Origin of the sequence: Vibrio sinaloensis DSM 21326, assembly GCF_000189275.1 — a bacterium.
Taxonomy (GTDB): domain Bacteria; phylum Pseudomonadota; class Gammaproteobacteria; order Enterobacterales; family Vibrionaceae; genus Vibrio; species Vibrio sinaloensis.
Window position 1 is genome coordinate 33,220 of sequence record NZ_AEVT01000076.1, and the last position, 20,586, is coordinate 53,805.

Sequence of the window (20,586 nt, forward strand, 5' to 3'; positions counted from 1 at the left end):
AAATCAGCCGCTCACAGAACTTCTAACTTAAGAAACTTATTATTTTGGTCAGTTGTTAAACGAAAACGCCCTTTAACCCCAATTTGACTAAGAAATGGCCTGAATCGAGTTGCAGGCAATTGTAAGCGTAGGCCATTGTCTGTAATGACTAAAATGTTGCTCGCAGCGCCATTGTAATGTGACAAGAATGTCTGATACGAAATGTTGAGAGTAAAGTAGTAGTAGTTCATGATTAAAAAAGTAGCGATTTTACTGCCAAACAAAAACAACTGTATAAATAAACAGTAGCACACTAAGTGCTACTGTTTTGGTCATATTGGCTTAAGCTTCTAACGCTTTAGTCACCTTTTCAAATAGGTCTTTCGCCAAGTTGTCCATTGACTTCAAAGCTTCAAGTTCTGCTTTAATCAGCGCTTGGCGCTGCTCATCATATTTGCGGAACTTCAATAGCGGGTCAATCAATCTTGATGCAACTTGTGGATTGCTGCTGTTAAGCTCTTGAAGGATTTCACCGGCAAACTGATACCCTTCACCAGTTTTAGCATGGAAGCGAACCGGGTTCATGTTAAGGAAAGCCCCGATCAAGCTACGCGTTCGGTTCGGGTTTTTAAGACTGAAAGCTTCATGACTCATCGTTTCTTTGATCACATCCAGCACATCTTCAGCAGGATTGGTCCCTTGCAAAGCAAACCATTTATCCATCACTAGACCGTCATGCTTCCACTTATTACTGTAGTCAGCCATCAACGCTTCGCGACACTCTAGTTGAGCACTGTTCGCGGCGGCCATCGCTGCGACGGTGTCGGTCATATTGTTAGCGTCATTGTACTGCTTTTCTACTAACTGGTTACCTTGCTCAGTGTAAGCTAAGAAAGCCAGTGCCGTATTACGCAAAGAACGCTTGCCAATCGCTGGATGATCGACTGAGTAATCCGCTTGTTTTAAGCTGTGATACAACGCAGCAAACTCGTCTTCCAATTCACTTGCTAGCTTAACTTTGATTGCTTTCAATACCGTTGCGATCGCATCAACATCAACCTGCTTGTACCAGCCTGAAACTTCGTTATGGCTTGGTAGAGACATCATCTCAGCGATGAACGCAGGCTCTAGTTTGTCCGACAACAGAACGCCACGGAAAGCATCGACCAACGAGCTAGGAAGCTCGACTTCGCGACCTTGTTGAACGCCAGCAACATTGCTACGAATGTACTTCGCTAGCAACATTTGACCCGCATCCCAACGAGCAAACTCATTGCGAGCGTGTACCATTAAGAAAATCAGCTCTTCGTCGCTGTAATCGTATTCAAGTTTAACAGGCGCAGAGAACTCTCGAAGTAGTGATGGCACTGGCTTTTCCGACACATTATCAAAAACAAATGTTTGTTCAGCTTCAGTAACATCAAGTACATTATGCACCCTCTCATCGTTACGGCGTAACTCAATAACATCGCCAGCTTGTGTGTACAACTCCACGTCAAACGGGATATGCAGAGCCTGCTTCTCTTGTTGCTCATGAGTCGGCTCTGTTGATTGAGACACAGTAAGCGAGTAAGTTTTGGCTTCTGCATCATACTGGCTCTGAACAGAAAGCGTCGGTGTACCAGATTGGCTGTACCACAGACGGAACTGCTTCAAGTCCACACCTGAAGCGTCTTCCATAGCAGACACAAAGTCTTCACACGTTGCCGCGGTACCGTCGTGACGCTCAAAGTACAACTTCATACCCGCTTGGAAGCCTTCTTCTCCCAGCAATGTGTGCATCATTCGAATAACTTCACTGCCTTTTTCATAGACAGTCAGCGTATAGAAGTTATTCATCTCAATCACTTTTTCCGGACGAATCGGATGTGACATTGGGCTCGCATCTTCGGCAAACTGAGGACCACGAATAATACGTACGTTATTGATTCGATTAACAGCTCGAGAGCCAAGATCCGACGAAAATTCTTGGTCACGGAATACGGTCAAGCCCTCTTTCAAGCTCAACTGGAACCAATCTCGACATGTGACTCGGTTACCCGTCCAGTTATGGAAGTACTCATGACCGATCACTGCCTCAATGCCTAAGTAATCAGAATCAGTGGCCGTTTTCTCGTTAGCTAAAACATACTTGGAGTTGAAGATATTGAGGCCTTTGTTCTCCATTGCGCCCATGTTAAAGAAATCAACCGCAACAATCATGTAGATATCAAGGTCGTACTCAAGACCGAAGCGCTCTTCATCCCATTTCATGGAGTTGATCAAAGAAGTCATCGCGTGTGGTGCACGGTCGAGGTTGCCTTTATCAACAAAGATCTCCAACTCAACATTACGACCAGATTTAGTCACATAATTATCACGCAACACATCAAAGTCACCCGCGACTAAAGCAAAAAGATAAGCAGGTTTAGGGTGTGGATCTTGCCACTGGACCCAGTGACGACCGCCTTCGAGCTCACCTTCTGCTACGCGGTTACCATTGCTCAGTAGGAACGGATAAGTCGACTTATCTGCAATGACTTTAGTCGTGTATTTCGCCAATACATCTGGGCGGTCCAGGTAGTATGTAATTCGACGGAAACCTTCTGCTTCACACTGAGTACAGAAAGCGCCACCTGATTTATATAGACCTTCAAGAGCCGTATTCGCCTCTGGATCGATTTCAGTCACAATGACCAAGTCAAATGACTCAGGTAATTGGGACAGTTCAAGAGCACCTTCAAGCTCTTTGAAGTGTGACCAGGCTTCACCATTAACCGTTACGCTCACCAGTTTCAGACTTTCTCCGTCAAGCACAAGTGTGTTTTCTTCTCTTAATTGCTTAACTTTAGAAACGGCGGTAACAATGGTGGCATTGTCATGGAGGTCAAACGTCAAATCCAAATCTGTGATGGTGTGAGACGGTGATAAATAATCTTTACGATACTTGGCTTGTGGAGTCTGAGCCATGTCGAAATCCTTCTGACTAACTGTGATTAAAAGCACTCACATACTATGAGTGTAGGCGGACGGAAAAGAGTCTCATCCGCAAAGTGGCGATTAGCTTACCTCTCTACGTATAAAAAAACGAGGTATTATCACGAAATACCTCGTTTTTTGACTATTGTTGAAAGGCAAATCAAACTATCTGGCTAGAAATACGTCAACCGTCATACAATCTCACTAACGTAAAATTTTAACGCTAACGGATCCTGTTGAGGACAGCGTACATCCCACCTTCTTCACCCTCTAAAGTTAGGACATCACTATTAAGGGTATAACGCGTATCATGTTCACCGTCTTCGTATAGCAAGACCAACTGATCACCTTCGGTATAATACACCCCTTGATGAACGGCTTCTTGCCCTTCCTCATTAGCCACGCGGAATGTAAAGACAAAATCAGGTTGCAATACCAAATCCATTCTATGGACATCGCTCGCTAACAGATCATCACCGGCAAGGTGCGCGCTTGACCACATACCAGCTAAGGAATTGGATAACGCTTTCGTAAAAGTAACGCCATTAAGATTAAGCAGATTATGATTAGCAGCGTAGCTATAGACTTGTGGCTCAGAAGTATTAAGGCCCAAAATCAACGTATCGTCATTGGCATTATACAAGCCTTCCCAGTGATCAACTGAGTAGTCTTTCTTTTGTATATCGATAACAAAACTATAGTTTGAGTTTAGTGTAAGCTTTATCGCCAAGAAGTTTTCTTGAGACTCTTCAGGGTCAGGGTTAATTAAATACCAGTCACCTAGTAAAAATGGTTGGTCAAACTGGGTCAGATCTGCATTGTCTTTAGTAGCGCTAGCAGACACAGAGAAACTAAATAGTAGACAAAAAATTCCAATCCATTTCATAACGCACCCCTCACTCTTTTTCTTTAAGCTTAGGCATGCGAAAACTATTTAGCGAAAAAATTCGATCTAAATCACATTAATTATTGACATAAAAAAAGCGAGCCTAGGAGGCTCGCTTTTCTAACATATTGATTTTACGATTTAATCATGTCTACCATAATGGCTACGGACTCGTCTAAGTACGCATCTGGTGATTCGTAATCTTTAGGTACATCATCTAAAGACTTAAACTCTGACTCACCCTTTGCTTTTTGGCGTTGATTGATGCGTTCTAAACGCTCTACATCCGCCTGTTCACTCTCAGATTTACGAGTTTTTTCGTTCAGTGAAAGCATGTTATCGTCTTTTTCTGCCTTGTATTTTTCTATATCCTCGGCAATAAAACGAAACTCTAGATTCTTAGCAATTCGAACCTGGTGCTTAGCAGCTAGTTTTGCAATTAACGCTTCGTTACGCTGTAACACATCATATTTGGCTTTATCAATACTATCCCAAGGCAATGCATTGTCTTCTACACTCTCGCCCGTTTCACTCGGGTCGACCGCTGTCGGGAATGCAATGTCTGGTGCAACACCTTTATTCTGTGTACTACCACCGTCAATGCGGTAGAACTTCTGGATCGTGTACTGGACATATCCAAGCTCATTATCAAACAGATCATAAATATGATTTAAAGAGCGATGTTGCTGTACCGTACCTTTACCAAATGAGTTTTCACCCAAGATAACGGCGCGACCGTAGTCTTGCATTGCCGCAGCAAAAATCTCCGAAGCAGAGGCACTGTATCGGTTTACCAACACAGTGAGTGGGCCGTCGTAACTGATCTTGCCATCCGTATCGCTGTTTACATTCACGCGACCATAACTATCGCGAACCTGAACAACCGGGCCACTTGTAATAAACAAGCCCGACAGTGCTGTGGCTTCCGTTAACGCACCACCACCATTGTTACGTAGGTCGACAACAATGCCATCTACGCCCTTCTGTTTGAGCTCAGTGATCAGTTTATCGGTGTCTTTGGCTAAACCAACATAGAAGCTTGGCACTTCCAACACACCAATTTTCTTACCATCTTTTTCAAAGACTTCTGACTTAACCGCTCGGTCTTCGAGACGAATTTTATCTCGAACAATGGTGATCACTTCTGCCTTGCTGTCTTTCCCTTCAGGTAAGATTTGTAAGTTAACCTTAGTGCCCTTTGGCCCCTTAATTAACTGGACAACATCATCTAGGCGCCAACCAATAACATCAACAACATCTTCACCGTCTTGACCGACACCAATAATGCGGTCACCTTCAGCAAGCTGCTTGCTTTTTGAAGCCGGGCCACCAGCAACTAGAGAGCGAATAACGGTATAGTCATCCGTCATTTGCAACACAGCCCCGATCCCTTCTAGCGACAAATTCATTTCCGTTTGGAACTGGTCTGCGCTTCGAGGAGACAGATAGCTAGTATGCGGGTCAACTTCTCGCGCAAAGGCATTCATGTAAAGTTGGAATGCATCTTCGTTACGAGTTTGGCTTAGGCGCTTAAGTGCGTTGTTATAACGTTTACCTAATACTTCCTTGATTTCATCCCAGTCTTTTCCGGTAAGCTTGAGGTTCAATGCATCATATTTGACGCGCTTTCGCCACAATTCATCAAGTTCGGCTTTATCTTTTGGCCAAGCAGCTTCACTTCTGTCGAGTTCAATGCTCTCATCTACATCAAACTTCATCTCGGTATCAAGCAGCTTTAACGCGTGTTGAAAACGTTCATAGCGACGCTTCATAGACAAGTTATATGCATCGAATGCAATCTTGTTTTCCCCAGACTTTAGCTGATCATCGATACCCAACGCCGATTTTTCCAGCTCGTCGATGTCTGCTTGAGTAAAAATGTTGCGATTGTAGTCGAGCATACTGATGTACCGATCGAAGATCGCATCAGAAAACTGGTCATTTAGATTGAAGTGTTTGTAGTGGGAACGAGTAAAGCGAGATGTGACACGTTTGCTAGCTGTCTCATGCTGAGCTTCGGGTGCTAATTTAGGTAAGTCTTCTAGACCAAGTTTCGCTTCTAGAGCTTGGGCTGAAGACGCTGCTAGCCAGAGGCTAGCAGCAATCAGCGACAATTTTGAACGGCATTTCATGCGTAGGAGTATCTCCTTTATGCGCGTAGGTGCTCCGCTTTCACAACCATTTGTAGGCCGTTAGACAGTTGAACACGCACATCTTCCTTATTGATTTCTACGATAGTCGCAGCCATGTTTCCTTTGCCCATGTTCACATTTACTGAGTTGCCAACTGTAATTTCGTCAGCATTCAGAGCTCTTGTTTCCACTGGCTTAGTGGCTTTTTGCGCTTTATTCTGTTGTGGGCGACGACCTTGAGGTTTCTTCGCTGCAGGTTTTGCTTTCGCTTTACCTTCTTCACGTGCTTTTTGCGCTTGCTCTTTACGACGAGCTTGTACTTTCGCTTTGCTTTCCGCTAACGCTGTCTTCGCATGTTCTACGTGTTCTTCTTCTAGCTCACCTGCTGGATTGCCGTCTAAATCAACACGTACCGCACCTGGTTTCACACCGTGTAGGTAACGCCATGATGAAGTGTACTGTCTTAACGCTGCACGAAGTTGTGTTTTGCTTACTTTAGGATCGTCACTTAGACGCTCAGCAAGATCTTGAAAAATACCAATTTTAAGTGGCTTCGCTTCACCTTCTAAAGTAAAGCACTTAGGGAAACATTCAGCAATATAAGCGATAATTTCTTTGCTGTTTTTTAACTTTTCAGTGTTTTCCATGTGGGTTCCTGGTTATTGCGGTTCATCCGCGAGCATTAAGATAAATATTTCAGGTATTATAGTGACCTGCAAGGGAAAAACCACAGTGAAAAAGCAATTTATGCCTTGATAGCGTGTGAATTAAGCAGCTTTTCTACTTCTACCATCAAAAATGTTAAGCCTTGCTCATCAATCTCGCTAAATCGCCCCACTTCAGGACTGTCGATATCAAGGACACCCGCGATTCTTCCACCGATAGAAAATGGAATCACTATCTCTGAATTACTCGCTGCATCACATGCAATATGACCTTCAAACTCATGAACGTCGTATACTCTTTGTACAGTATTAGTCGCGACCGCAGTTCCACATACACCACGGCCAACTGGAATACGCACACATGCAGGTTTACCTTGGAAAGGACCTAATACCAGCTCGTCTCCTTGAGTTAGGTAAAAACCTACCCAGTTGAGGTTTTCCAGTTCCATGTTCAACAACGCGCTAAGGTTAGAAAGGTTGGCGATAAGATCAGGCTCGTCTTCTAGTAGAGCGATCGCTTGTTTTGTTAGGCGTTGATATTGTTCTAGTGTCATCGGTACTGCTGTTCCTTTTGAATATAGAGACTTCCACAATGAATTTACGTACAATCGTCGCAAACCATTAAAATAGTAAGCATTCTCATTATAATGAATCGTTGTAACAACACTATTAGCCGTTCTTGGTTGATAAAACAAGTAAAAATGCACAAGCCGAAGCTTGTGTTTGCCAATATCATTGCAATTGTCGCGACTCTAATCAGTGTCCCTATTCCACTTTTGATGCCGTTGATGGTCGATGAAGTCTTACTCGATCAACCCGCTTCTGGTGTCGCGGCGATGAATTCAATCTTGCCTGCCTCAATGCAAACCCCTACGGGCTACATATTTCTGACTCTAGTCCTTGTCATTATTATGCGTAGTGCAAGTCAGGCTCTGAATATTCTTCAGAGTCGTCAGTTTACTCTCGTATCTAAAACCATAACCTTCCAGATGCGCAGCAAAATGATCGATAAGCTTGGGCGCATTAGTATCAGGCAATATGAAACCAGAGGGAGTGGCGGGATTAATGCGCACCTGATCACTGACGTCGAAACCATTGACCAGTTTATTGGCTCTACTCTGAGCAAATTTCTTATTAGCCTCTTAACTGTTATAGGTACTGCAGCTGTATTGCTGTGGCTCGACTGGCGCCTAGGATTATTCATTTTACTTGTTAATCCTATTGTTATTTACTTCTCTCGTAAGCTTGGAAGCAAAGTTAAGCACCTAAAGAAACACGAAAACCAATCATTTGAGAGATTTCAAAACCGTCTCGTCGAAACCCTTGACGGGATTTACCAATTGCGCGCTGCAAATCGAGAAAAAGAGTTTCTTGACCAGTTAAAACAACAAGCGAATGACATTCGCGTTGATGCAGATAAGTACGCTTGGCAATCTGAAGCAGCGGGGCGTGTCTCTTTCTTACTCTTCTTACTTGGCTTCGAACTATTTCGTGCAGTCGCGATGCTGATGGTACTGTTCAGTGACTTAACCATTGGTCAGATATTTGCCGTCTTCGGCTATCTGTGGTTCATGCTTTCCCCAGTTCAAGAGCTACTGGGCATTCAGTTCGCTTGGTATAGCGCGAAAGCGGCACTTGGAAGGATTAATCAATTGCTCGACCTCGAAGAAGAGCATCGCCCTCAGAGTAAGGTGAATCCATTTAGCGACAACTCTGACGTCGACATAAAAATCGAAGATGTCAGTTTCTCCTATAACGAAGAGAACCAAGTACTTAATAACTTAAACTTACACATCCCTGCGGGAAAGAAAGTGGCGTTGGTTGGAGCAAGCGGCGGAGGTAAATCAACCCTCATCCAACTTCTGATAGGTGTATATCAAGCAAATAAAGGAAATATCCGTTTCAACGGCGAGACAACCGACGATATTAGTTTTGAGGTTATTAGAGATAAAATAGCCGTTGTTTTACAACAACCTGTACTATTCAATGATACTTTAAGGCATAATCTGACCCTTGGTGCGGAATATGATGATCTGAAACTTTGGCACGCTTTAGAAGTCGCACAGTTACAAGATGTGATCTCTCAGCTCAGTGATGGACTGGATACACAAATCGGTCGAAGTGGCATTCGCCTATCGGGCGGCCAGCGACAGCGCCTTGCCATTGCACGTATGATTCTGAGCGATCCAAAGTTCGTTATACTTGATGAAGCGACCTCTGCGCTAGATACAGCAACCGAGGCCGCACTGCATAAAGCGTTGACCGAGTTTTTAGATGGCCGCACAACTCTAATCGTTGCACATAGGCTTTCAGCGGTTAAACAAGCTGACTTAATTTATGTATTAGAAGATGGTCAGGTGACACAAGCGGGTACACATGGTGAGTTGGTTGAACAACAAGGCTTATATCAAACCTTATACGGCAGTGTGCAATCACACGCTTAACTCTCATCACACTCAAAATCATGGAGGGTACCAATGAGTCACCCTCCTTCAATTCAGCCGCACTCGCACAAAACTGAGCTGAGTTCAGTCCGTCTCTGCCAAGGGTGCGAGTTACCTGTCGACGTTCAACCGCTAGAAAAAGGCAAAAGCGCCTACTGTCCTCGTTGCGGCACTCAACTATACCGAGGTGGGACCCCCTCGCTTTCAGGTAACCTAGCAATTGCAGTAACTTGCTTGCTGCTGTTTATTCCTTCGCACTTTTTCGATTTCATTAGCATTCGCCTATTTGGCGTTATGATTCCAGCAACACTGCCTCATGGCGTATGGACGCTTTATCAAGAAGGATTCGCGTTACTCGCCCTGTTGATTTTTTTCTGCAGTTCAATCGCGCCACTCATTTTGTCCAGTGCGGTTGTAACGGCGCATATTGCCTTGAAAAATCGAGCGTTTCGTACTCTTAAGCTCTCACTTGCCCTCATTCAGCACTTAAAGGCGTGGGTTATGATCGATGTGTTTTTGATCAGCGTCGCGATATCGTGCTTTAAACTGCAAGACTATTCAGATATTTTCGTTGGCCCCGGCTTGTATGGCCTTTTGCTGTTACAAGTGGCCACTGTACTGCTGGTCACACGAGTCAGTGTCCGCCGCTATTGGGAAGAATACATTCCTGAACATACCTTAGCGACCGAGACCAAAACGCTACACTGTCACGATTGTCATCTATCTCAACCAGAAGGTAGTCACTGTCTGCGCTGCGAGAGCCCAATTCATCACAGAAAACCCAACTCAATACTGAAAACTTGGGCGTATCTCCTTGGGGCAACCATCGCTATTTTCCCGGCAAATTTAATCCCCATATCGATATTGTTAACTAATGGCCAAAGATTGGAAGACACGATCTTCTCAGGTGTCGCGGGGTTAGTAAGAAACGGTATGACAGGAATTGCTATCATTATTTTCGTCGCCAGTATCGTCGTACCAGTAGCAAAAATTCTCGGCCTTTCCTACATCTTGTTGGCAATTAAATTTAAACGCCGCATTTTTCACAAGCAACGTATGATTATCTTTTTCATTGTGAAATGGATTGGCCGCTGGTCAATGATGGATTTATTTGTTATTTCCATCATGATGACATTGGTCGATAGAGGCCAGATTCTTGATTTTACACCAGGCTATGGTGCAGTGGCGTTTGGTATGGTAGTCGTCCTTACAATGCTTGCAGCAGAAAGCTTAGATCCCCGCTTAATTTGGGATAATTACAAAAAACCATCGGACAGTAGAGAGTCGATTAATGAGTAACCCTTCCCCATCACAAAACTCGTACTCACCAGAAGTAAAGCGTAACCGAGGTATATCCCCACTCTGGTTGCTGCCTATCTTAACCGTAATTCTCGCCGGTTGGTTGGTATTCAAAGCGGTTCAAGATGCTGGCCAACGCGTTCAAATCTATTTCTCTGAAGCGTCAGGGTTAATTGCAGGCCGTACAACGATTCGTTATCAAGGTCTAGAAGTGGGCATGGTGCGTGACATCAACTTAGCGGAAGACTTGCAAAGTATCTACGTAGACGCCGACATTTACCCTGAAGCAGCAAAGTTACTCACAAAAAATACGCGCTTCTGGATGGTTAAACCAACAGCGAGTTTGTCTGGCATCTCCGGGCTAGATGCTCTCGTATCAGGGAATTACATTGCCATCGCACCCAGTGATGATGATGCAGAAGCCGAAACCGTGTTTAAAGCACTTGATCGAGCTCCTTCCGATCTACTTGCCGCTGAAGGCCTAACAATCACTCTTCGCTCTCGAGATTTGGGCGGTGTTTCTATAGGCTCACAAATTGTTTATCGCAAAATCCCAATTGGTGAAGTTTATAGTTATCAACTCGATGAAAAATCAGAGAACGTTTTAATCAAAGCGGTAATAAAAGAAGAGTATCGTCACATTATCACTGACGACAGTCGCTTTTGGAATGTCAGTGGTGTGGGTACAAAGATTGGCTTCGACGGCGTGGATGTGCGCCTGGAAAGCCTTAGTGCGTTGATTGGTGGCTCTATTGCGGTTGACTCACCAGACGGTGGCGAACCGATCGCAGACAACACCGAATTTAGACTTTACCCTGACTTAAAAACGGCGGGTCGCGGTATCGCTGTTAAGATCTTACTGCCTGACGACAACAACATTAGCTCTTCAGGTGCGCCTATTATCTATCGTGGCATCGAAATTGGCCAAATTACGAATTTGCAGCTGAACGAAGGCCGAAAGAACATTATCGCATCAGCTGCCATTCAGCCTGCTTTCAGCGACATGTTAACCTCCGGCTCACGATTCATCCTCGAAGAAGCCAAGGTTTCATTATCCGGAGTCAAAAACTTAGCGAACTTAGTAAAAGGCAACTTCCTCACTCTAGTACCCGGCGATGGCGATAAGTCTCGTCACTTTACCGCCATTAGACAAAACGACTTTGATCGCCAACAAGCGCGCTCAGTAGCCGTTCGTTTGGTTTCTGATAACTCATTTGGCCTCGATAAAGGGGCAAACATTCTTTATAAAGGCATCACCGTTGGCTCAATCGCGAACGTGAAACTGGTTGGGGAAAAAGTTCATATTGAGTCGTTGATCGACGCAGAGTATGCACACCTCATAAAAGCGAAGAACCGTTTCTTCGTGACTGGCAGTGCCAGCGCTGAGCTTACTGAATCTGGCCTTAATATAAACGTACCACCTGCTAAACAGCTTTTAACTGGCTCTATTAGCTTTGTCAGTGAAGGTGATAGCCAAGTAAAACCGCAGTACCGTTTGTATCAAAGTAAATCGTTGGCCGAACTCGCCAAGTACAACTTATCGGGCTCGACTAAGTTAACCTTGTTCGCCAATGAACTCCCGCCGATCAGTAAAGGGAGCCCTCTTCTCTATCGTAACCTTCAAGTTGGCTCTATTTCAGACTTCCATTTGGTTGACGGTGGCGTATTAATTACCGCGAGTATCGAGAACCAATACAAACACTTAGTTACCAATCAAACCGTTTTTTGGAATCGTTCAGGGGTTGAAGTCGATGCAGGCTTAGCAGGGATCACTGTGAAAGCGGCACCGATAAAAACGCTCGTCCAAGGTGGCATTGCATTTGACTCTCTACCTGGTGTAGACAACAAGCAAAATGACAAGTGGTTGCTGTATAAAGACTTTAAGACGGCACGCAAGTTTGGCCAAGTGATTACTTTAACTCTCGACGGAGAAAATACCTTAGCCAAAGGTACAGCCATTAAGTACAACGGCGTTAAAGTGGGTGAAGTGACCTTAGTTACCCCTAATTTCAAACGAAATAATGTTGAGATAAAAGCGCGTATCCTACCTGAATACGCTAGCAAGATTGCTACTCAAGGTACTTATTTTTGGTTGGCTAAAGCAGAAGTCAGTTTGAATGGGGTCAAAAATCTCGAGAACCTGCTCAGTCAATCGATCAGTGTCGCGCCAACCGATGGCCAACGCCAAACTCAATTTACATTGCATCAATCCTCGAAAGCTCAGTCTGGAGTTACGTTCACTTTACAAAGTGAATCTCGTGGTTCCGTGACAAAAGGGACACCAGTGCTTTATCGCGAGATGGAAGTCGGCCAAGTTACTGAAGTGAAACTTGGCGAGTTTGCCGATCGAGTCATTACTACCATCTCGATTAACTCTGACTACGCTTACCTCGTAAGGCGTAACAGTGTGTTCTGGAATACCTCAGGGCTAGATGTCTCTATCGGGATAAGCGGCGCAAATATCAAAGCAGGTACCGTTGATAGCTTGGTTCGCGGTGGTATTACTTTCTCAACACCGGAGAATAAGCAGCTAGAACCTATTGCGAAACGAGGTCAATCTTTCTACCTCTATCCGCAAGGGGAAGACTCCTGGAAAGAGTGGCGTACAGCGATTCCTAAACCACAATAATATCGACCATAAAACGCAGCCTAATCGCTGCGTTTTTTTATTGAATTCGTTATAATCCCTGCCCCGAAACATCTCTAGAGAAAAGACATTGCACGCTAACGTTTATCTACCTCAGGCCTTCTTAGACGAAATGGCAGCTATACTCCCAGACACTTTGAATATGGAAGACTTTATTGCCGCGTGCCAACGTCCACTGCGAAAAAGTATTAGGGTTAATACGCTCAAAATATCCATCGATGACTTCCTCTCCAGAGCGGCGGAGAAAAACTGGGTATTGAGCCCTGTACCATGGTGTCCTGAGGGTTTTTGGATAGAAGCCGATGAGAGTAGCGTTCCATTAGGCAATACTGCTGAGCATATGTCGGGCTTATTCTATATACAAGAAGCCAGCTCAATGATGCCCGTATCCGCTTTGTTCTTAAGCTCTGAAGACGAGTTTACCAGTGTTCTAGACATGGCTGCTGCTCCGGGCTCAAAGACGACTCAGATTGCAGCAAAAATGGGGAACGACGGTGTGCTGGTGGCGAATGAGTTCTCTTCGAGCCGCGTAAAAGTTCTCCATGCAAACATCGAAAGATGTGGCGTACGAAATACCGTACTGAGTAACTATGATGGTCGCGTGTTCGGAGGCTGGCTACCTGAGCAGTTTGAGGCAGTACTTATTGATGCTCCCTGCTCTGGCGAAGGTACCGTCCGTAAAGATGCCGATGCAATGAAGAACTGGACTAAGTCTTCCGTCATCGAAATATCTGAAACTCAGAAAGATCTTATCGAGAGCGCATTTCACGCATTAAAGGTCGGCGGTAGCATGGTTTACTCTACCTGTACTCTGAGCATCGAAGAAAATCAGCAAGTTTGCCATCATCTCAAACAAACATTCGGAGATGCCGTCGAGTTCCAATCATTAGCAGGCCTCTTCCCAGATGCAGAGAAATCGCTCACTCCGGAGGGCTTTTTGCACATATTCCCGCAAACTTATGACTGTGAGGGCTTTTTTGTTGCTCGAATCAAAAAGTGCGCAGCAGCAACTCCACCAAAAGTGAAAAAGCGCTTGGGTAAGTTTCCATTTGAGAAAGCGAACGCGAAAACCCAGCAAGACATAGCAAGTCACCTCCAGCAGAGCTTGAGTATCGAGCTTCCTGAAGACAGCACCATCTGGCTAAGAGACAACGACGTGTGGCTGTTCCCTAACGCACTTGAACCTATGTTGAGCGAGTTTAAGTTCTCCCGAATGGGAATTAAGATTGCCGAAGCACACAAAAAAGGATATCGATGGCAACATCAAGTCGCAACAGCACTGGCAACAGGCAATGAAGATTGCTGTGTCGAACTTTCGGTGGACGATGCGCGCGAATGGTATATGGGCCGAGATGTGCGACCAGCAAACATTTCAGGTAAAGGCGAAGTGATTGTAAAACATAACAATGATGTTATTGGTCTAGGAAAATGGGTAGGAAATAGAATTAAGAATGGCCTGCCTAGAGAGCTGGTAAGAGACAAAAACCTGTTTTAATGCCTAATCCTATAGTATGAAATTCTTTACTTGTCTGGCTAACTCACCACGATGCACTACACTTTAGATTAAGAATGATAATGCCTCTCATATAGTTAGCGCAGGCTCTGTAGGAGCCATTCCCCTAGGCCCAAAGCAGGATGAGCTTTGGGCCATTTTTTGACTAAAAGGGATTAACTCACGCTAATCGAATTCCATCCTTTTCAATCGTTATCTTACCTTGCTTGTACAAACCACCTATCGACTTTTTGAATGTGCCTTTACTGGTACGAAAAGCAGAAAAGATGGCTTCAGGTGACGACTTATCGTTAAGCGGCAAAAAGCCCCCTTTCTTCTCTAACAGTTCAATAATTTTTTCACTCAGGTCATCCATCTTAGCCACACCGACTTTTTGTAGCGACAGATCGATTTTGCCATCTTCACGAACTGATTTGATGTAGCCTTTCAATCGTTTACCGATAAACAGTTTACCAAATACGTCTGATTTGAAGATCATCCCCCAGTGCTGACCTTCAACAATCGCCTTGTAACCTAAATCACTGCGTTCAGCGATGATAAGGTCTACTTGCTGGTTACGTTGATAGGTAGCAGGTGTTTTATCTAGCAATTTATTGAACTTCGTTGTACCGACAATACGTCCAGAGGCTTTATCTGTATAGACGTACACCAAGACGTTTTGGCCTTCGCTAAAGCGTGCTCTTTGCTCGCTAAATGGAATGAGTAAATCTTTTTCTTTGATTCCCCAACTCGCAAATGCACCAGTGCTGTTTACGCCTTCAATTTTCATCAGGCCCCATTCACCCACTTGAGCAATCGGAGTTTCGGTTGTTGCGACGAGCTGATTGTCAGAGTCAAAGTATAAAAAAGCGTCGAGGAAATCCCCAACGTTAGCCCCTTCAGGTACATGACGATTTGGCAGTAAGGCCGTACCGTAATCTCCAGCATCCAGAAATAGGCCAAAATCGGCTTTTTTTACAACTTCTAAGTGGTTAATCTGACCAACTTTAATCATTTCAACTGTCTCTTGTTAAATTTGCGGTGATTATAGCGAATCTCTGTTATGCTTGCGCCAGTTATTCCAACTTTTTTAGGAGCTTTCCTTGATTACCGTTGATAAGCAGGACGGCATCACTTTAAAAGTCTCTCATGCAATGGCATCCACCAAGAAGTCAACTCTTGACCTCTACTTTTTCGTCCCGGGCGAACTGGGATTATCTTCAGATGTACTTAAAGAAAGCGAGTTTTATTACGAGTCACTGATTCAAAAACGCGCCTACTACAGTGATCAGACACTTTTACCCTTAGTGCATAGTCGTCTAGCCAAGCGAGGACGTTTATCCTCGACTCAATATCGCGTCAGCTTGAGCTTGTTCGCTTATCAATACGTTATCGCGTTGGACAAAGCCGTCAATCAACTCAACAAACACAATACCGAATCCGTGACGACTGATGAAGTGGATGACGTTATCGATCTGGCATTGGACATTCTCAAGAAGTTACGCCGAGGCGTGCCATATGAAGAGGGGTTGAAACGGTATTACGCGAACATTGATAACTACTTATCTTGGTACACCGGTCAAAGATTAATGTCTCTTGTTGCCCATATGCCTCGTGAAGGCGATTATAAAAGTGTCAAAGAAAGCTTGTTGGCAATCGTCGAAAAAGAAGCCGCACACCGAAAACTCAACAACTATAATTCGAAAAATGTACGTGACGATGTCACGCGGCTGAGTAACAAAATGCGACTGCTCAGGCGTCTCATCGAACATCCGGTCGTACTACAGGAAAAAACACAATCTCTTGGCAGTAATATGCAACGTGCAGTAAAAGGGGGAGCAACTGGCTTTGTTATGGTCTTTGTGACCATTGCTGCAATCTTAGCGCGAGATTACTGGGGAGAAATTACCGTTTCCTTCATTATTTTGATGTCGTTCGTCTACGCTTTGCGCGAGATCTTTAAAGATGATTTAAGAGATGTCTTGTGGCGTTGGTTACGTAAAGGTCGACCAAAATGGCGCAAGTTATATCTAGACCCAACGACTAAAAAAGCAGTGGGCCAAAAGCTCGAATGGCTCGATTACAAAGCGCTAGATAAACTTCCAGATCGCATTAAAAACATACGCAAAAAGCGTGTGGTTCAGCGTGAAGAAAGTGTTCTCCATTATCGCTCAGCAGTAGAGATGTCGACGTCCAAGTTTATGAGTGGTTATGAAGAAACAAGAGAGTCCCTCTTGATTAGCATGCGGCCATTAATGCGCTTGATGGACAAGGGTTCAAACAAGATTTACACCTTAAACAACAATCAAGTCAGTAAAGAGTCTGTTGAAAAGCGCCACTTGATTAACTTGATTGTGAAAGAGAACAACCATAACGCTGAACCTAACTATTACCGTTGGAAGATAGTGCTTAACCGCAGCAAAATTGTCGCACTCGAACAAATTGATGTAAAACCGGTTAGCCACCCTTTTTCTTCAGTGACAGAGTAAGGAAAAACTCCGCCATTGGTTCTTCACCATGAAGTGATGGACAAATGGCGGTTATTTTTACCGCTTTATTAACGCGCTCACCCGTCCTAAACGTTTCGTCGAGCATCTCATCAATGAGCTTTCCATCGGTACAAATAAAGTGCACATCTTCCTCTGGTCTTTTTAGAAACTGCCCTTCCACCGCTTTAAACGCTAAAGAGACTTGCTTACCTCTCTCTTGAGCTTTACTCATCGCCATGAAACCACCCGCAACATCCGCGCCCACGGCTAACACACCAAAGTACATACTGTTGAGATGATTTTTGGTTTTCCTCTTTAACGGGATTTTAATCTCTACTCTTTCACTGTCTAGTGTGAGGATTTTCGGACGACATAGCCAAATAAGCGGAACTTTAAAAAAACCAAACCAATTAAGGTAGAAGTTGGCTTTAGCGATTGGAGATAACATAGACTGGTCCGACAAGATTAATGGTCATACCAGTTCATAACGAACCGCATTTAAAGTCAACATTTTGTTAACAACCACCTCAACATTAGTGACGCCGCATACATTTTTAGTGACAATGTAACGCAACCCTCACTACCAGTAAATCGACGACACACTTGAATACCCACCGACTTGTTTGGTTAAAGCGCACTGAGCACACGAGTGCGCAAACGTTGCCTCAGAGTTTGAGAATGCATAACACGACATCTCTCGCATTCAGTCTTGTGAAAACTAGAAAATGGCTAAGCTTCTGCTGAAACAGTGAAAACTCGCAGAAAACGCTTTTTTCATTCATGTTCTCTACTAAAGAACCGAGTAACTTTCAGCATATTTAGCCACTGATTTGGACTAACTACGCACTTTTCCATCTGTGCAATATCAAGATTCTAGATAAGTGGTTTATTCCTTGCAGCGTTTCCGTTATCTTTAGCGCTTCGCAATAAAAAGAACAGGCTATGGTATGCCACTCAAAACCGATGAATTAAGAACCCAACCACTGGGTCCAATGCCGACACCGGCAGAGCTTGGGAGCGCACACCCTATTACTGACGATGTTGCAGAACGCATTGCCGAGTCTCGTCGTCAAATTGAAAAGATTCTTGTTGGTCAAGATGATCGCTTACTTGTGATCGTTGGCCCATGCTCTGTGCACGACACAGACGCCGCTTTAGATTACGCACAGCGCCTTGCTAAAGTTCAAGAGAAGCACAAGGATGAGCTGTTCGTGGTAATGCGAACTTACTTCGAAAAACCACGTACAGTGGTGGGTTGGAAAGGTTTGATTACCGACCCTAACCTAGATGGTTCGTATGCGTTAGAAGCGGGCCTAAATAAAGCACGTAAATTATTGCTCGACATCAATAAGTTGGGCCTAGCGACAGCGACTGAGTTTTTAGACATGATCACTGGCCAGTACATTGCTGACCTGATCACTTGGGGCGCAATTGGTGCTCGTACAACCGAATCACAGATCCACCGTGAAATGGCTTCAGCCTTGTCATGCCCTGTTGGTTTTAAAAACGGTACCAATGGCAACATCAAAATTGCTATTGATGCAATTCGTGCGTCACAAGCTTCGCACTACTTTTACTCACCTGATAAGAATGGGCGAATGACGGTTTACCGCACTAGTGGTAATCCATATGGTCACGTTATTCTCCGTGGTGGTGATAAAGGCCCTAACTTCGACCAGGCTTCTGTCAACGCAGCTTGTGAGCAACTTGCCGAAGTTGGGTTACCTCAGCGTCTCGTCGTAGACTTTAGCCATGCAAACTGTCAAAAACAGCACCGCAAGCAAATTGATGTAGCCAAAGACATTTGCGAGCAAATCAAGTCAGGCAAGAACCAAGTGGCTGGTATTATGGCGGAAAGCTTTATTATTGAAGGCAATCAGCCAATGGATGACATCAACAACCTGACTTATGGCCAGTCAATTACTGACCCTTGCTTAAGTTGGGAAGACACTGAGCACATGCTAGAACTGCTTGCAGACGCAGTGAAGTCGCGTAATTAGAATTCAGGAGTATTTGTAATGCCATCATTTGATATTGTGTCTGAAATCGACACCGTTGAACTACGCAATGCCGTTGACAACGCGTCACGTGAATTGTCAACTCGCTTTGATTTTCGTGGTGTTCAAGCTTCGTTTGAGCTGCAAAAAGATGAGTCAGTTCGCATGAATGCCGAGGGCGAGTTTCAGCTAAAGCAGATGCGTGACATTCTGCGTGGAAACTTGGCTAAACGAGGTGTTGACGCAAATGCCATGGAAGCGAAGCCCGAAGAGGCCACTGGCAAAAACTGGCATCAAATAGTCTTATTCAAGCAAGGCATCGAAACGCCTATGGCGAAGAAGATCGTAAAGCTTATTAAAGACAAGAAGATGAAAGTTCAAGCCTCTATTCAAGGTGAAAAAGTCCGTGTTACTGGTAAAAAACGCGATGACCTACAAGCTGTGATTTCTTTAATCCGAGAAGCAGAACTAGGGCAACCGTTCCAATACGAAAACTTCCGCGACTAGTTTATCCAGTATTAAAAAACCCGCCGAAAAGCGGGTTTTTTATTAGTTGGCATGCCCAAGCTGTATCTTTAAGTCATGCTGCTGTAGCAGTTTAAACTCATTCGAACCTGGACGAGTAAACACAACCACTCTCAACCCGTTCTCTCGAGCTTTGCGCAATTGCTGATTTAACTGAGCGATATCGTGAAAGGCATCCCTCTCTGCATCTCTCCTTACCAAATCGATGAAACCATGCGGACAATCATTACTGTATAGCACTAGCTCTGCTTCTTGCATCAGTCTAAGTGCTTTCATCGGGAGTAGCTCCACATCATCACCATAGTCTATCCAAGTCACGGTGCCGCTATCATCGACGTCATCGTGCAGTAATTTTTGGTAACACGCTTCGAGTTCATTCCGATTTGTTGCTTTATCTACGGCCGACAGAGCGAAGAAGTTCTCCCAAAACTTACGTCGCAAATCAACGCTTGGTAAGGCATTTTTTATGTCTACCCTCTTCGAGGCACCAAATTCAGCAAGTAACGATAAGTTTTGTGGCAAGGCTGCCTCGAGCTTTTCCCGAATGTTGCGCACAAGGACAGGTGATGCGCCTCCGCTTGATATCGCAAGTTGAATACGACCACGATTAATCATTGAGGGGGTAATGAAGTCACAGTAAGGTTGGTCATCGACTACATTAACCAATATTCCAAGTGCTTTTGCATCATCATGAACCTGATGGTTCAACTTTGGGTTATCCGTGGTCGCCCACACTTGGATGTATTTATGGTTCAAGAGCTCTTTCGAATAGAAATTTTGAACCCAATGACACTCTCCAGCATCGACAAGTTTTTGAAGGTAAGGCTCTATTTGAGGTGACACGATCGTCACCTCGGCACTCGCCCGAACAAGTGACTCCACTTTACGGCATGCAACTTCACCACCACCGACAACAAGTACTGGTTTACATTTTAAATCGAGAAACAGTGGAAAATACTGCATTTCATTCCTTGAATAATTCAACTAACTAACAATCTGATACTACCAAAGTTGGGGCAAAGACAGAAACACCCAAGGAGTGTTTGAATAATTAATCACCAAATTTACCATTA

Annotated in this window: 16 protein-coding genes; 7 read left to right on the forward strand and 9 right to left on the reverse strand. The window is 44.4% G+C overall.

Going from position 1 to position 20,586, the window contains the following annotated elements:
* Window positions 1-11 precede the first annotated feature (11 nt).
* The 6 genes from RH45_RS13875 to RH45_RS13900 form a co-directional block, all read right to left on the reverse strand.
* Window positions 12-230: a DUF2835 domain-containing protein gene (locus RH45_RS13875; protein WP_039958664.1), complete on the reverse strand. Its 219-nt coding sequence runs from the start codon at window positions 228-230 to the stop codon at window positions 12-14.
* A 91-nt stretch (window positions 231-321) separates the two neighbouring features.
* The gene (gene pepN, locus RH45_RS13880; RefSeq protein WP_008078167.1) at window positions 322-2,928 is read right to left on the reverse strand and encodes an aminopeptidase N; all 2,607 of its coding nucleotides are present in this window, start codon (window positions 2,926-2,928) and stop codon (window positions 322-324) included.
* A 232-nt stretch (window positions 2,929-3,160) separates the two neighbouring features.
* Complete coding sequence (locus RH45_RS13885) at window positions 3,161-3,823, reverse strand: hypothetical protein (RefSeq protein ID WP_008078168.1); 663 nt, start codon at window positions 3,821-3,823, stop codon at window positions 3,161-3,163.
* Between the two features lie 134 nt (window positions 3,824-3,957).
* Complete coding sequence (prc, locus tag RH45_RS13890) at window positions 3,958-5,955, reverse strand: carboxy terminal-processing peptidase (RefSeq protein WP_008078170.1); 1,998 nt, start codon at window positions 5,953-5,955, stop codon at window positions 3,958-3,960.
* A gap of 17 nt (window positions 5,956-5,972) precedes the next feature.
* Window positions 5,973-6,602: an RNA chaperone ProQ gene (gene proQ / locus RH45_RS13895; protein WP_008078171.1), complete on the reverse strand. Its 630-nt coding sequence runs from the start codon at window positions 6,600-6,602 to the stop codon at window positions 5,973-5,975.
* 98 nt (window positions 6,603-6,700) lie between these two features.
* Window positions 6,701-7,174, reverse strand: coding sequence for a GAF domain-containing protein (locus RH45_RS13900; protein ID WP_008078172.1), 474 nt, complete (start codon window positions 7,172-7,174; stop codon window positions 6,701-6,703).
* 93 nt (window positions 7,175-7,267) lie between these two features.
* On the opposite strand from RH45_RS13900, the gene RH45_RS13905 reads away from it, so the two are divergent.
* The 4 genes from RH45_RS13905 (at window position 7,268) to rsmF (ending at window position 14,505) form a co-directional block, all read left to right on the forward strand.
* Window positions 7,268-9,064, forward strand: a complete 1,797-nt coding sequence (locus RH45_RS13905; RefSeq protein WP_008078173.1) for an ABC transporter ATP-binding protein — start codon at window positions 7,268-7,270, stop codon at window positions 9,062-9,064.
* 33 nt (window positions 9,065-9,097) lie between these two features.
* Window positions 9,098-10,363, forward strand: coding sequence for a paraquat-inducible protein A (locus RH45_RS13910; RefSeq protein ID WP_008078174.1), 1,266 nt, complete (start codon window positions 9,098-9,100; stop codon window positions 10,361-10,363).
* Entirely contained in the window at window positions 10,356-12,992 is a 2,637-nt protein-coding gene (locus tag RH45_RS13915; protein ID WP_008078175.1) for an MlaD family protein, read from the forward strand. Before RH45_RS13910 ends, RH45_RS13915 begins: the two co-directional genes overlap by 8 nt.
* An 88-nt stretch (window positions 12,993-13,080) precedes the next feature.
* On the forward strand, window positions 13,081-14,505 hold the full coding sequence (gene rsmF / locus RH45_RS13920) for a 16S rRNA (cytosine(1407)-C(5))-methyltransferase RsmF (RefSeq protein WP_008078176.1): 1,425 nt from the start codon (window positions 13,081-13,083) through the stop codon (window positions 14,503-14,505).
* Window positions 14,506-14,683: 178 nt separating this feature from the next.
* Here the strand turns inward: rsmF and RH45_RS13925 are convergent, their stop codons facing one another.
* The gene (locus tag RH45_RS13925) at window positions 14,684-15,517 is read right to left on the reverse strand and encodes a CvfB family protein (protein WP_008078177.1); all 834 of its coding nucleotides are present in this window, start codon (window positions 15,515-15,517) and stop codon (window positions 14,684-14,686) included.
* A gap of 88 nt (window positions 15,518-15,605) precedes the next feature.
* On the opposite strand from RH45_RS13925, the gene RH45_RS13930 reads away from it, so the two are divergent.
* A complete protein-coding gene (locus RH45_RS13930) occupies window positions 15,606-16,991 on the forward strand; it encodes a hypothetical protein (RefSeq protein ID WP_008078179.1) in 1,386 nt (461 codons plus the stop codon).
* On the opposite strand, the gene RH45_RS13935 is transcribed toward RH45_RS13930, so the two are convergent.
* Window positions 16,960-17,439 (reverse strand): PaaI family thioesterase, encoded by a 480-nt coding sequence (locus RH45_RS13935; protein ID WP_008078181.1) that lies wholly within the window; start codon window positions 17,437-17,439, stop codon window positions 16,960-16,962. The two genes, RH45_RS13930 and RH45_RS13935, sit on opposite strands and share 32 nt — an antisense overlap.
* Window positions 17,440-17,938: 499 nt before the next feature.
* On the opposite strand from RH45_RS13935, the gene RH45_RS13940 reads away from it, so the two are divergent.
* Together RH45_RS13940 and RH45_RS13945 are read left to right on the forward strand one after the other, a co-directional pair.
* Window positions 17,939-18,991 (forward strand): 3-deoxy-7-phosphoheptulonate synthase, encoded by a 1,053-nt coding sequence (locus RH45_RS13940; RefSeq protein ID WP_008078188.1) that lies wholly within the window; start codon window positions 17,939-17,941, stop codon window positions 18,989-18,991.
* A gap of 18 nt (window positions 18,992-19,009) precedes the next feature.
* Window positions 19,010-19,495, forward strand: coding sequence for a YajQ family cyclic di-GMP-binding protein (locus RH45_RS13945; protein WP_008078190.1), 486 nt, complete (start codon window positions 19,010-19,012; stop codon window positions 19,493-19,495).
* A gap of 42 nt (window positions 19,496-19,537) precedes the next feature.
* On the opposite strand, the gene RH45_RS13950 is transcribed toward RH45_RS13945, so the two are convergent.
* Window positions 19,538-20,476 (reverse strand): NAD(P)-dependent oxidoreductase, encoded by a 939-nt coding sequence (locus RH45_RS13950; RefSeq protein ID WP_008078191.1) that lies wholly within the window; start codon window positions 20,474-20,476, stop codon window positions 19,538-19,540.
* Between the last annotated feature and the right edge of the window lie 110 nt (window positions 20,477-20,586).

Excerpts from the sequence above, each read along its gene's own strand:
- RH45_RS13875 (WP_039958664.1), bottom strand. The coding sequence starts at position 230 with ATGAACTACTACTACTTTACTCTCAACATTTCGTATCAGACATTCTTG.
- pepN (WP_008078167.1), bottom strand. The coding sequence starts at position 2,928 with ATGGCTCAGACTCCACAAGCCAAGTATCGTAAAGATTATTTATCACCG.
- RH45_RS13885 (WP_008078168.1), bottom strand. The coding sequence starts at position 3,823 with ATGAAATGGATTGGAATTTTTTGTCTACTATTTAGTTTCTCTGTGTCT.
- prc (WP_008078170.1), bottom strand. The coding sequence starts at position 5,955 with ATGAAATGCCGTTCAAAATTGTCGCTGATTGCTGCTAGCCTCTGGCTA.
- proQ (WP_008078171.1), bottom strand. The coding sequence starts at position 6,602 with ATGGAAAACACTGAAAAGTTAAAAAACAGCAAAGAAATTATCGCTTAT.
- RH45_RS13900 (WP_008078172.1), bottom strand. The coding sequence starts at position 7,174 with ATGACACTAGAACAATATCAACGCCTAACAAAACAAGCGATCGCTCTA.
- RH45_RS13905 (WP_008078173.1), top strand. The coding sequence starts at position 7,268 with ATGAATCGTTGTAACAACACTATTAGCCGTTCTTGGTTGATAAAACAA.
- RH45_RS13910 (WP_008078174.1), top strand. The coding sequence starts at position 9,098 with ATGAGTCACCCTCCTTCAATTCAGCCGCACTCGCACAAAACTGAGCTG.
- RH45_RS13915 (WP_008078175.1), top strand. The coding sequence starts at position 10,356 with ATGAGTAACCCTTCCCCATCACAAAACTCGTACTCACCAGAAGTAAAG.
- RH45_RS13925 (WP_008078177.1), bottom strand. The coding sequence starts at position 15,517 with ATGATTAAAGTTGGTCAGATTAACCACTTAGAAGTTGTAAAAAAAGCC.
- RH45_RS13935 (WP_008078181.1), bottom strand. The coding sequence starts at position 17,439 with ATGTTATCTCCAATCGCTAAAGCCAACTTCTACCTTAATTGGTTTGGT.
- RH45_RS13940 (WP_008078188.1), top strand. The coding sequence starts at position 17,939 with ATGCCACTCAAAACCGATGAATTAAGAACCCAACCACTGGGTCCAATG.
- RH45_RS13945 (WP_008078190.1), top strand. The coding sequence starts at position 19,010 with ATGCCATCATTTGATATTGTGTCTGAAATCGACACCGTTGAACTACGC.
- RH45_RS13950 (WP_008078191.1), bottom strand. The coding sequence starts at position 20,476 with ATGCAGTATTTTCCACTGTTTCTCGATTTAAAATGTAAACCAGTACTT.